Here is a 12,693-nt window from a genome sequence, read left to right on the forward strand (position 1 = left end):
GGCACGAAAAGTGCAAAACGACGAAACTCCTCCCGGGATACGCCTGGATCCAGGTGATCTCGGACAGCGGGGCTCGGCGGAGGTCGCTCAGCCGGTCTGCGTGGTGAACTGGCCGGGAGCGATCACCTGGATCACGCCGCCCCACGCGCAGGTCAGGGTGCAGTTGTTCTGCACCACGGGCAAGGAGCCCACCAGGGGCGACGGCCCGGCGCCGACCCACGGCCCGGCGGGCGCGGGGACACACGGCATCGGGGTCAACACCCCCAGGGCCGCCGACGTGGCCGCGGCCACCTGCGGGTTCGCCAGTGAGTTGCACATGCCGAAGGAGCCGATGTTGACGAGCGGCAGCATGTCGGTGATGACGGCGACCGGCTGCTTGCCGATCAACGTCCGCTTCGTCGGCGGCACCGTCAGGGGAGCGGGGGAGATCCCGAAGCTGCACATCAGCTGCGCGCCGTTCACGACGGGGATGGGCATGGCGGGCTCCGATCGGTGGTCAGGCGGGGCGGTGGGGGCTCAGCGCTCGCTGCCCTCGACGGACGCGGTGAGCGGCTCCCCGGCGGTGGTGATCACGCAGAGGACGTCGCGGTCGTCGTCCTCCCAGCTGCGGGGGGACGGCAGCAGGTAGGTGAAGAACAGGTCGGAGTCGAGGTAGTCCACCCCGACGTACTCGCGGAACTCCTGGGCGCAGTGGCCGTCGGCGAAGGCGGTCAGGTCGTCCTCTCCCGGGAAGGTGCTGCCCTCCTTGTCGTAGGGCACCACGGCATAGGCCTCGAGCGTGTGGGCGTCGGTGCAGGAGACCTGGTCGAGATCGCCGACCTGGGCCTTGACCTGCTCCAGCGAGCGGAAGCACATCCCCGGCTCCACGTCGAACACCGAGGTGCCGTCGGTGTCGTCGTCGCCGAACCACCCGCAGCCAGCGAGCAGGAGGGCGGCGGCCACGAGCACGGCGGGTAGCAGCCCGGGCCTCATCGCCGGATCCGATCCGCCATCGCCGCGATCCGCTCGACGGCGGGTGCCTGGTCCTCCCACGAGAACGTGTCGGCCGCGACCGTCGCGCGGACCTGGACCGAGGGCCGCAGCGTGCCGCCCAGTGCCTGCCAGATCTCGCGCGCCGCGTGCCGGTCGTCGCCGAGGGCGAGCCGGACCGTCGAGGACAGCCCGGGCGGGGTGATGGCGGCGGGGAGGATCTCGGTCCCGGCCAGCACGCTGACCAGGTCGCCCAGCAGCTGGTGCTCGTCGCGGGGGCCGCCGGCCCAGGTGCTGATCAGGTAGCTGAGCTGGATCATCGGCTGGGGACGGCGGAAGCGCCGCGCCTCGGTGTCGTCGGGGCGGGTCGCCGATCGCGACGGGTCGGCGCTGCGCTGCACGTCGTAGAGGAAGAGGTTGACGGTGATCCGGGTCTGCTTCGCCGCCCACTCCCGGTCCGGGGTGGCGAAGGAGACCTCACCGACGTCCTCGGTGAGGGAGAGCCGGTCGCGCACGAGCTGCTCGAGCGCGACGTCGACGTTGCTGATGAACACGATGGGGGGAGGCCTCTGCTTCGACCGGTGGCGAGGTCGTCCGACCTCTGGCGCCGACCCGGGCCGGCATGATCGTCAATGTAGTGCCGCACCGTGACGATCCGCAGGCGGTCCGGCAGATCCGGGACGTTTTCCGATTCTGCTGCAGGACCGCGCCATCGTTTCTAGGATGCGAGGCGCCCCCAATGCACGCTCACCGGCAGAGTCTCTCGCCGGCCCTCAGGCGTGCCTGAAATCAGGTGGAAGCCGATGCAGCTGTCGACCCCGCAGCGCGAGCTCGCCGCGGACCCAGGATCCCTCTCGCGGATCCTGGTGAAGGTCGTCAACACCGGCACCATCATCGATGGACTCTCGGCCCGGCTGATCGGCGCGGACGGTGCGGAGGTGCATGCCGAGCCGGCGATGCTGCCGCTGTTTCCGGAGGCCGAGGGCGAGTTCGAGCTGACCGTGCGCCTCCCGGAGGCGCAGCCGGCGGGCCGCCATCCCCTGACCGTCGAGGTGGTCTCGCACACCACCGGCGCCGTCCAGCACGCCGACGTCGACCTCGACGTCGCCGCGCGGCCGATGCTCGGCGTGGTCCGTGAGCCGCGGCTGGTCCGGGCCCGCCGGTCCGGTCGTTTCGTGATCGCCTTGACCAACCACGGGAACGTGCCCCTGGACGTCGTGCTCTCCAGCACCCCCGGGGACGCCGGCACCACGCTGCGCCTCTCGCCCGGGTCGCTGCGCCTGGAGGCGGGCACGACCACCTCCGTGATGGCGGTGGTCCGCGGGCCACGGATGATCACGGGCGCGGAGATCGACCGGTCCGCCGGCATCGAGATCGTCGGCACCCCGGCCGGACCCGGGACCCCGGCCGGCCCCGGGACCCCGGCCGGACCCGGCACCGGGGCGGACACCGGCACGGAGGGCACGCCCGCACCGGCCGCCGAGGCCGCGGTCGAGGGCGACCCGGCCCTCGCTCACAGCACGACGGTGCAGCTGCGCCAGCGACCGCTGATCAGCCGGGGGCTGCTCACCTTCCTGATCCTCGCGTCGGTGGTGGCGCTGTGGGCGGCCATCTTCCTCTTCGGGCTGGTCAACGTCTTCGCGGGCGACCCGCTGACCAAGACCGCGCCCGCCTCCTTCTTCGCCGCGTCCGCGGGAGGAGCGGACGGGGCCGGCGGGGCCGGCGGGGCCGGCGGCGCGGGCGGTCCGGCGGAGGCCCTGCCGAAGAACGGCCTCCTGCCACCGGGCGTCGGCGGCCAGATCGGCGGCACCGTCACCGCGCGCAGCGACAACAGCGCCGTCGGCCGGATCCTGGTGGAGGCCTACCGGTCCGGCCGGGACGGCCGGATGGTCAAGGTCAGCTCGGGCGCGACCCAGAGCGACGGCAGCTACACGCTGGCCGGGCTGTTCCCCACGTCGTACCGGCTCAAGTTCTCCGCCAAGGGCTACGACACCGTCTGGTACGGCAGCCCCGCTGCCGGCGGCGAGGTGGGCGGTGGCGGCCAGTCCGCACCGGGCGCGGGACGGGGCGGGGCCAAGGAGATCCTGGCCGAGGCGCAGGGCACGGTCGACGGCATCGACGTGGTCATCGGCGGCCAGAACGGCTCGATCTCGGGGACGGTCGACCCCGGCGACTCACTGGTGCCGGTGGCCACCACGGTGTCGGCCCGCCTGCTCAGCAGCGCCGCCGACGCGCCGCCGGCGGCGACCACGACCACCGACGCCGCTGGCGGCTACGTGCTGACCGGACTGCAGGCGCCGGGTGCCTACGAGCTCAGCTTCGTGGCGGAGGGCTATCGCCCGACGACGGTGACCCAGAAGCTCGCCGGTGGCGAGAACCGGATCCAGCCGACCGTGCTGCTGAGCGCCGGAGGCGGCCAGATCTCCGGCGTCGTCCGGGGCGGCGCCGGGCCGCTCGGCGGGGTGACCGTCACGACGACCGTCGACGGCGAGGCCGTCTCGGTGATGACGCCGACGGTGGGCAGCGTCGGCACCTACGCCCTGCAGAACCTGCCGACGCCGGGCACCTATGTCCTCACCTTCACCGCGGAGGGCCACGGCAGCCGCACGGAGACGGTCGCGCTCGACCCGGGACAGAGCCGCACCGGCTTCGACCAGAAGCTGACGGCCGGCACCGGCAGCGTCAGCGGGGTGGTCCGCGGCGCCTCCGGCGGGATCGGCGGCGTGACCGTCGTCGTCGGCGGAGCGGTGACGACGGACGGGAAGTCGCCGTCCACGACCACGCTGACGACGGGCAAGGTGGGCGGCTTCGCGTTCAGCGACCTCCCCGCGCCCGGCGACTACACGCTCACCGTCACCGCCCCGGGCTACGCGCCGGAGACCCGGCCGTTCAGTCTCGCGGCGGACGGCCCGGCAGCGACCGTCGACCTCCAGCTCACCACCCAGCTCGGCGACCTGAGAGGGAAGGTTACCCGGCCGGGCGGCGGCCTGCTCGACGGCGTCACGGTGACGGTGAGCAGTGGCACCGAGACCTTCAAGACCACGTCCAGCGGTCGCGGCGGAGCGCTGCCGAACGGCGGCTTCCTGTTCGCGGGACTGAAGCCGGGCTGGTACAGCGTCACGGCCACCATGCCGGGCTGGACCCAGCAGACCGGCCTGGTCCGGATCCGGGCCGGCAAGGACGCCGTGCTGGACCTCGCGCTCGAGGAGTCGAGCTGACATGAGGGTCTCCGTCAGCCCGTCGCGGGTCGAGGTCTCGGCCGGGATCCCGCAGTCGATCGCGATCACGATCACCAACCCCGGAACCGTCATCGGCGGCTACTCCCTCCGGTTGCTGGGCGCCGACCCGTCGTGGGTCGAGCTCGACGAGGACCGGATCTCGCTCTTCCCGGACGAGACGCGCACGTTGGTCGCGACGGTGACCGTGCCGGCGGGGCTGGCCGCCGGCGAACGCCGGATGGCCGTCCAGGTGCGGGAGCTGACCCCGCCCGAGCGCAGCACGGTCGAGGAGTTCGTGCTGCTCGTCCCGGAGGCGCCGAGCACCCAGGTCCGGATCGACCCCGTCACGCTGACCGCCGGGCGCACCGGACGCTTCAGCCTCCTGATCGACAACAACGGCAACACCCCCGCACGCGGCTGGCTGGCCGGGCTCGACGCCGAGAACGCGATGCGCTACCGGTTCGACCCACCGGTCATCGACCTGGCTCCGGGTGAGCACGCGGTCGTCGACGTGCGTGCGCGCGGCCGTCGCCCGCTGATCGGGCAGCCGGTCGTCCGTGTCCTCGACGTCCACCTCGTCGAGGGCAGCCCGCCCGCGACCACCGGGCGCAACCAGGACGCCCCGAAGCCGCCCGACCCGGAGCAGCGGCCCGCGACCACCGCCTCGATGGTCCAGACGGCGGTGCTCTCCCGCGGCCCGATCGGGCTGCTCGGGCTGCTGGCCGCGCTGACCGTCTTCGCGCTCGTGCTGACGATCGCCCTCTCCCGACTGGTCGGCCAGTCGGCCGCCGACCGCAATCTCGCCCTCGAGATCGCCGCCGCGGACGGCTCCGGTACGTCGAGCGGCAACTCCGGTGTGGCCGGGACGGTGCGCCTGCTGACGACCGGGCTCCCGGTGTCCGGCGTCGCGGTCAACGTCTACAGCGCCGAGGACCTCGTGACGCCGCTGGCGTCCGACGCGACCGATGTCGAGGGCGGCTATCGGATCGACGGCCTGGCCGCCGGCGACTACAAGCTGGTCTTCCGCGGCGCCGGGTTCGAGCCGTTGTGGTACCCCCAGTCGCTGGGCGTCGAGAACGCCGAGACGATCACCGTGGAGGCCGACCATCGCATCGCCGGTCTCGACGTCGCGCTCGGCGGCACCCCGGCCACCATCAGCGGGACGGTGCTGGGCGAGGACGTCGCCGATGCCACCGTCTCGCTGCGCACCCCCGACACGACGCTCGGCGTCACGCCCGGGGCAGCCGGTGTCCCCACCACGGGAGCCGCCACGGGAGTCGCCACGGGGGCCCCACCCGGCACCGGTGGGGCGAGCGTCGACACCGTCCCGGTCGCCGCGGACGGCACCTTCACCTTCGCGAACGTGCCCTCGCCGAGCGTCTACGACCTGGTCGTGACCAAGAAGGGGTACGCCACCTCGACCCAACGTGTCGACGTCGCGGCCGGCGAGGCGCGCGAGGGCGTGGAGATCAACCTGATCCGCGGCAACGGGATCATCAGCGGCAGCGTCACCTCGAACGGGAAGCGGATCGACGGGGTGACGATCACGGCGACCTCGGGGGAGTCGTCCTCGTCGACGGTCTCGCTGAGCAGCGGCGACGTCGGCAGCTTCACGCTGCGACGCCTCCCGACCCCCGGCGTCTACACACTGGTCGCGAGCAAGGAGGGCTACGCGTCGCAGACCCTGAGCCTCACCCTCGCGGACGGCCAGGAGCTGACCGGCGTCGCGCTCAGCCTCGGTGCGTCGTCCGGCAGTCTGAGCGGGCGTGCCCTGCTCAGCGGCGGAGGCCCGGCCGCCGGCGTCACGGTGAGCGTCACCGACGGCGTACGCAGCGTGGAGACCGCGACCCAGAGCTCGGGGAAGATTGGCAACTGGAAGGTCTCCGGGCTGGACCTGCCCGGCACCTACACCGTGACCTTCTCGCGCTCCGACCTGGCCGCGCAGACCGTGTCGGTCACGCTCGACCAGGTCGGCACCATCACGCCGTCCTCCATCGGTGCCACCGTCACCTCCAACGGCATCGAGACGGTGATGAAGTCGTCCACGACCGTGCTCGAGGGCCGGGTCACCCAGCCGGGCAACGACGACGTCGTGCGGCCGGTCGGCGAGGTGACGGTCGAGCTGAGCTCCGGCTCCTCGACGTACCGGGTCACGACGGCGTCCGTCCCCGCCGACCAGCGCGGCCGCTACCGGGTCGAGGGCCTGCCGCCCGGCACCTACACCGTCAGCGTCAGCCGCGCCGGAGTCCGCCCCACCTCGACGATCCTCCAGCTCGCCGCGGGCGACACCCGCGACTACAGTCCCGAGCTCGCCAAGGCCGCGTCGGTGCGGGGCGCGGTCGCGGTCGCCGACTCCGGCGCATCGGTCGGCGGCGGCTATCTCGTCGAGCTGTACCGCGCCGGCAGCTATCCCGGCGTCGTCTACCGGACCACCCGCACCGCGGCCGACGGCAGTTACGTGTTCGCGGACGTCGACGCCCCCGAGGTGTACGTCGTCCAGGTCCGCCGGACCCAGGGCGCGGCGCCGATCGGCTCGGGCAATGTGACCGTCGCCGCCAGCCAGCAGGCCACCAGGAACGTGAGTGTGACGCCATGAGCATGCCGCCTGTCGAGCCCGTGCTGCCGCCGGGGATCCGGGTTCCGGAGCTGGTCCGGACCGCGGCGGGCACGCCGGCGGTGATCACGGCGGTCGTGACCAACACCTCGGCCGAGCCACGCACCTACACGCTGATGACGGTGGGTGTGGACCCGGCCTGGCTGCCCGGGCCGATCCGCAGCGGCGTGGTGGCCCCCGGGGCCTCCGAGGAGCTCGAGGTCCGGCTCACGCCGGCGGCCGGAACCCTGCCGGCCCGCTACCCGGTCGCCGTCACCGTGCAGGGGCTGATCCCCGGGACGAACCGCCCCGCTCCCGAGCCGACGGCGATCGGCGAGGCGACGCTGGTCGTCAATCCCCGTGCGCAGTTCCAGCTCGAGGTCACCCCCGAGCGGTCGTCCCTGATCCGCCGGCAGCGACTGAGCGTCGTGCTGCGCAACGGCAGTGCCGTCGACACCACGACCGAGCTGCAGGGCACCGCCACCCCCGGCCTGGAGGTCCGGCTCAAGCGGCACAGCGTGACGGTCGCCGCGGGCGCCGAGATCCAGGTCCCGGGCCGCCTCGTCGTGACTCGCCCGCGACCGTTCGGTGGCACGAGCCAGCACTCGTGGACTGTCACGGCCACCACCACCGAGGTGGTCCGCCGGGCCCGGGGCATCGCGCAGCAGCGCGCCATCCTCGGCACCGGCTGGCTGCGCGCCGCCGCCCTGCTGGCGGTCGTCGGCGTCTGGATCACCGCGGCGGTGGTCTTCATCCCGCCGCTCGCCGACCGCTTCGGGTCCGACCCCGAGGACACGGTGGTCGCCGGCCCCGCGGGCGACGGTGAGGCGGACGGTGGCTCCGGCCAGGACGGCGCGGACGCGGGCGCCGGCCCGGGCGGCAAGGGCCGGGTCAAGGTCGTCCGGGCGGAGTCGCCCGCCACGCCGAAGGGCCTGCAGCTCAACGGCACCGTCAGCGCCGAGGACCCGTCGGGGGTGACGGTCACCCTCGCGCCCACCTCGCTGGTCGACGAGGATGCCGTCGGCGCGTCCTCCGACGTCGTGCGTCAGGCCTCCTACGGCAAGACCCCGCGGTCGGCCGTGCTCCTCCGGGTGCCGGGCGAGGTGCCCCGCACCCGGACCGCCACGACCACGGCCGACGGCACCTGGTCGTTCCCGGACGTGACCGCGCCCGGCTACTACCTCGTCACCTTCAGCAAGCCGGGCTACGACCCGCAGAGCTTCGTCGTCGACGCGGCCACCGCCGACCCCACCAAGCCGATGGAGGTCGACCTCCAGCCCGGCGACGGCAGCCTGTCCGGCACGGTCCGCGGTCCGGACGGTCCGGTCGGTGCCGCGACGGTCACCATCAGCGACGGCACCAGCACGCTGACCACGAGCAGCGCCTCCCGCAAGAAGGTCGGCGGCTGGTCGGTCTCCGGCCTGCACACCCCGGGCAGCTACCTCGTCCAGATCACCAGCTTCGGGCTGGGCACCGAGTCCCGCCTCGTGGAGCTGGACGCGGGCGGCAACGCCACGGCCGACGTACGCCTGGTCCCCGGCGTGGCCGCCCTCACCGGCACGGTCGAGGGCCTCGAACCGGGCGGCGACTTCGGCGGGATCGGCGGCGTGACCGTGACCGCGACCGACAAGAAGGGCGAGCAGCGGATCGCCACCACGGTCACCACGAAGGAGCTGGCCGGCCGCTACCAGCTGCCCGACCTGCCCGCGCCGGGCTCCTACATCGTCACCTTCTCCGCCGACGGCTACCAGGACCAGACCAGCCGGGTCGACCTCAAGCGCGGCCAGTCCCGCGCCAAGCTCGACGCGGAGCTGGTCGCGAGCAGCGGAGTGGTGGCCGGTGTCGTCAGCGAGAATCCCGGCGGCGACCGGGTCGTGGGCGCCGGGATGACCCTGAGCAACACGGAGAACACCTACAAGACGACCACGACGGCCGACAACGCGGCCCCCGGCCAGCAGGCCGGCGCCTTCCGCTTCAACGGCGTCGAGCCCGGCACCTACCAGCTGAGCACCGAGTACTTCGAGTTCGAGACCGACATCCTGACGGTGCAGGTGGGTGCCGGCCAGGCGGTCACGGTCAACCCCGAGATCGAGCGCCTCGGCAGCGGCGTGCTGCCGGCGACGTCCACCATCCGCGGCTCGGCCGTCGACCTCTACAGCGGCGACCCCCTCGACTGCACGGCGGCCGACCCGTGTCACGCCACCACGACCGACCAGAACGGCGACGAGATCACCGTGCCCTTCGCGGGCGACGAGGAGTACATCCTCCCCGCCTCGGGCGGCCCGGGACTCGAGCCGGGTCTCTACTCGGTGCTGGTCTCCGCGCCCGGGTACGAGAGCGCGATCGTCCGGGTCCAGCTGCCGCTGGGCACCACGGCGATCGCCCCGACGGCCGAGCTGACCAAGCTGCCCGTCATCTCCGGGACGCTGCGGGTGGCCAGCGGCGTGCCCGCGGACGACAACCGCACCTGCATCTGGGCCAGCCCCGATGGCGATCCACAGCCGACCGCGAGCTGCGCGGCCGCGATCGCCGACGGCAGCTGCCTGGCCCCCGGCGAGCCCCGGGGCATCCTCGACGAGGCCGTCACTGTCTGCGAATGGGTCGAGGACCTCGATCCCTACGAGCTCGAGGTGCCGCGCGCCGGGCCGTGGGTGATGACCGCGCGGATGACCGATGGCACCTACGCACCCCTGACCGGCGTACGGGTCAACCTCGCGCCCGGGTCGACCACCATCCAGAACCTCGAGTTCATCCGGTTGGCCGAGATCCAGGTGATCCCGCAGGCCCTCGACAGCACCGGTGCGATCCAGCCCTTCGGCGGCGCCGACGTCACCATCGCGCCGATCCTGACCGGCGGCGGCACCGGCACCGCGACCGGCGGGACGTACGGCGCCGACGGGCGGGTCCACTTCACGTCGCTGTCGCCCGGTGGCTACCGGCTCACCGCCTCCGCGACGGGACGGCGGACCGACACCGGCGACGTCTACGTCCTCGACAACCAGGTCGCGGTCGTCTACCTCACCCTGGGGCGCAGCCCCGGGCTGTTCACCGCACAGGTCGTCTCGGACGGCAACCAGCAGGTCGGTGGCGCGCTGGTCGAGGTGACGGCGCCCGGCAGCTACGACGGCAGCACACCCGAGCACATCACCGCGACCGCGACCAGCGACACCGGCGACGGGTGCGTCGCCTTCCGTGACTCGGCGACCGCGATCGTCGCGCAGGGCGCCTGCGACGCGACTTACGGCGGGTCCGCGCAGACCGTGGTCGACTTCGCCTCGGACTACGCGCAGCGGATCCGGGTCACCAAGCCCGGGTACGACGAGCTGGTGCTCAGCGACAAGAAGCTGCAGTCGGTGATGACGCTGAACCTGGCCCCGTCGCCGGTCGGCTTCAGCTCCCGCATCACGACCGAGGGGACGGCGCCGTCGTACCCGGACGTGACCTTCGCGGTGACCTCGACGACGACGCCGGTCGGCACCGTGACCGTCACCGCCGACAGCGACGGCGACCTGCAGTGGGCGGACTCCCGGTACGCCCCCGGCTCCATCCGCCCCGGCACCTACACGCTGACCGCGGCCAAGGGCGAGTACGTCAGCGACCCGGTCACCTTCACCTGCCAGGTGGCGGCGCCGTGCGCCCCCGACGGCCCGGTCCTGAGGCAGCTCGGCAGCCTGCGGGTCGAGGCGCTCGGGCTCGACGGCGCCGGGAACCCGGCGCCGGTCGACAACGTGATCGTCACGCTACTGCGCGGCACCCAGCCGGTGAGCACCCAGGCGTCGCCGACCGACGGGAACGCAGTGACGTTCACCGGCCTGCGGCCCGGGCCCACCGACTACACCGTGCGGGTGCAGGCGGCGGGCTACGCCTTCGGCTCGGGGACCCTGAGCTGCACGGTCGGCACGGATCCGACGGTCTCCTCCCAGATCACGGTCGTCCCCGGCGCGCAGACCAGCTGCGACGCGACGCTCGACCCGATGGCCCGCATCGACGGCACGGTCCAGGGCGTCCTCGCCGCTGCCCCGGTGACGGATCCGGACGTCGACGTACGCAACCTGGCCGGTGCGGGGATCACCGCGACCCGCTGCACCGCGTGGCTGCCGGCGGGACCGCCGGAGCAGGCGGACTACTGCACGGCGCTCGGGTCGGTCCGCTTCCCGGCGACCACCGGCCCCGACGGCCGGTTCAGCCTCTCGGGAACGAACCAGGTCGAGGGCATCGCCGACGGCGTCTGGCTGCTGACGGCGCAGCAGACCGGCTGGCGGACCGTCAAGCCGGGCAGCGCCCCGGCCACGGCGCTCGCCGGCACCGTGGTGCGGGTCGTCGACGGGATCGACGTGACGGCCACGGTGCGGCTGCACGTCATCCCGGTCGACTTCACGGTCGACGTGAAGGACCAGAACCAGACACCGCTGACCGGAGCCAGCGTCCAGCTGCTGCGGGGGACGACCACCGTCGCCACCGCGGCCGCGGTGACCGGCACCGCCGGCCGGTACCTGTTCGCCGACGCGATCCCCGGCAACTACACACTCCAGGTCTCCGGCAGTGGGGTCGTCGTGTCGACGGCCCAGGTCGAGATCAAGACCGGCCTCAGCGGCCAGACCTTCGCCATGGCCGTGAGTCGCGCCGCCAACAGCCTGAGCGGCACGGTGACGTCGGTGGACGCCCAGAGCGGCCTGTCCGGTGTCGCCGTGACCCTGCACGCCTGCACCGGTGGCACCTGCGCGTCCGCGGTCGCGAGCGGCACCGACGGCCAGCCGCTGGAGACCACCAGCGCCGCCAATGGCACCTTCCTGTTCCGGACCGTGCCCAACGGCAGCTACCAGGTCCGCTTCCAGAAGCGGAAGTACGAGGACTCGGTCGGCGGCCCCTACTCCTTCGACCACACCGTCGGCGCACTCCCGACGCTCCAGGTGACGATGGTCCGGATCCTGCGGGCGGCGCGGGTCGACGTCGTGACATCCCCGAGCGGCACCGCCCTCACCGGCGCGAGCGTGCTGCTGCGGTCGACCGAGACGGGCGTGTCCCCGCTGGGGCCCCAGACGCTCAGCGGGACCTCCGCGTCCTTCGCCCAGGTGCCCTACGGCTGCTGGAACATCGAGGTGACCCTGCCGAGCGGCCACTTCGGGCAGGTGAGCCTGCCTGGCAAGGACTCCCTGGCCAACGACTGCCAGGGGCACGTGGTGGTCCGCAACAACGGCGCTGAGCTCACCGCCGCGGTGACGGTGGTGGAGACGCCGGTGACCGTCAAGGTGGCGGGCACTCCGGTCGCCGGCCACAGCGCGCCTGCCTCGGCGACGATCGCGATCTCCGGGCTCACCCTCCCCGACGACCAGGTCGTGGTCGGCAGCACCGGGGGACTGGTGGTCTACCTGCCGCCGGGCAGCCACACGATCACCGCCTCCGCGCAGCCGTCGGCGTTCTGGCCGTCCGTCACCCAGAGCGTGACGGTCACCGCCGGCGACGCCGCGAAGTCGGTCAACCTGACCCTCGTGGAGGACACCGGAGCCCTCACGGTCCGCACCCGTCTGGACGGGACGTCGACCGCGGTGCCGGGCACGGTCACGGTCGCGCCCGGGACGGGGCAGACCGCCAGTGTGCCGGCGGCCTACGCGACCGGCGTGGCGACCACGGGGTCGGTCGACCTCGAGCTCCCGGCAGGTGCCTGGCACGTCACCGCCACCACGAGCGACGGGCGCACGGTGACCGAGCAGGACGTGTCCGTGGCCGCGGCGACGCAGAGCGTGACGCTCAACCTGCCCGCGCCGCCCACGACCCCCTGACCCGGCGCGTCTGAACGCCCAGGCCCACCGACCCGTCGCGTTCGAACGCGACGGCTCGGATACCCCTGCCTGCGGCCGATCGACAAATTTGCATGCCATCGGCGTGTCGAGTGGAAATTACACGTTTGTAGTT

At 73.1% G+C, this 12,693-nt stretch carries 6 protein-coding genes; 3 read left to right on the top strand and 3 right to left on the bottom strand.

The window, feature by feature from the left end:
- Window positions 1-87 precede the first annotated feature (87 nt).
- From RB608_RS01075 to RB608_RS01085, 3 genes are read right to left on the bottom strand one after another with little or no spacing between them, the layout of a single operon-like run.
- Window positions 88-477: a DUF4280 domain-containing protein gene (locus tag RB608_RS01075; protein WP_308085925.1), complete on the bottom strand. Its 390-nt coding sequence runs from the start codon at window positions 475-477 to the stop codon at window positions 88-90.
- Between the two features lie 39 nt (window positions 478-516).
- Window positions 517-972: a septum formation family protein gene (locus RB608_RS01080; protein WP_308085926.1), complete on the bottom strand. Its 456-nt coding sequence runs from the start codon at window positions 970-972 to the stop codon at window positions 517-519.
- Entirely contained in the window at window positions 969-1,523 is a 555-nt protein-coding gene (locus tag RB608_RS01085) for a DUF4255 domain-containing protein (RefSeq protein WP_308085927.1), read from the bottom strand. The genes RB608_RS01080 and RB608_RS01085 overlap by 4 nt, the downstream gene beginning before the upstream one ends.
- Window positions 1,524-1,772: 249 nt before the next feature.
- Here RB608_RS01085 and RB608_RS01090 point away from each other — a divergent pair, with 249 nt between their 5' ends.
- Genes RB608_RS01090 through RB608_RS01100 form a run of 3 tightly spaced genes read left to right on the top strand, consistent with a single transcriptional unit; the run spans window position 1,773 to window position 12,560 of the window.
- Window positions 1,773-4,187, top strand: coding sequence for a carboxypeptidase-like regulatory domain-containing protein (locus RB608_RS01090; RefSeq protein ID WP_308085928.1), 2,415 nt, complete (start codon window positions 1,773-1,775; stop codon window positions 4,185-4,187).
- 1 nt (window position 4,188) lies between these two features.
- Window positions 4,189-6,783, top strand: coding sequence for a carboxypeptidase regulatory-like domain-containing protein (locus RB608_RS01095; protein ID WP_308085929.1), 2,595 nt, complete (start codon window positions 4,189-4,191; stop codon window positions 6,781-6,783).
- Window positions 6,780-12,560: a carboxypeptidase regulatory-like domain-containing protein gene (locus tag RB608_RS01100; protein ID WP_308085930.1), complete on the top strand. Its 5,781-nt coding sequence runs from the start codon at window positions 6,780-6,782 to the stop codon at window positions 12,558-12,560. Before RB608_RS01095 ends, RB608_RS01100 begins: the two co-directional genes overlap by 4 nt.
- Window positions 12,561-12,693: the final 133 nt, after the last annotated feature.

It is taken from the genome of Nocardioides sp. LHD-245 (assembly GCF_030929495.1).
Classification (GTDB): Bacteria; Actinomycetota; Actinomycetes; order Propionibacteriales; family Nocardioidaceae; genus Nocardioides.

Bases quoted from the DNA above. Each gene is read 5' to 3' on its own strand.
- RB608_RS01075 (WP_308085925.1), bottom strand. From the start codon at position 477: ATGCCCATCCCCGTCGTGAACGGCGCGCAGCTGATGTGCAGCTTCGGG.
- RB608_RS01100 (WP_308085930.1), top strand. From the start codon at position 6,780: ATGAGCATGCCGCCTGTCGAGCCCGTGCTGCCGCCGGGGATCCGGGTT.
- RB608_RS01090 (WP_308085928.1), top strand. From the start codon at position 1,773: ATGCAGCTGTCGACCCCGCAGCGCGAGCTCGCCGCGGACCCAGGATCC.
- RB608_RS01080 (WP_308085926.1), bottom strand. From the start codon at position 972: ATGAGGCCCGGGCTGCTACCCGCCGTGCTCGTGGCCGCCGCCCTCCTG.
- RB608_RS01095 (WP_308085929.1), top strand. From the start codon at position 4,189: ATGAGGGTCTCCGTCAGCCCGTCGCGGGTCGAGGTCTCGGCCGGGATC.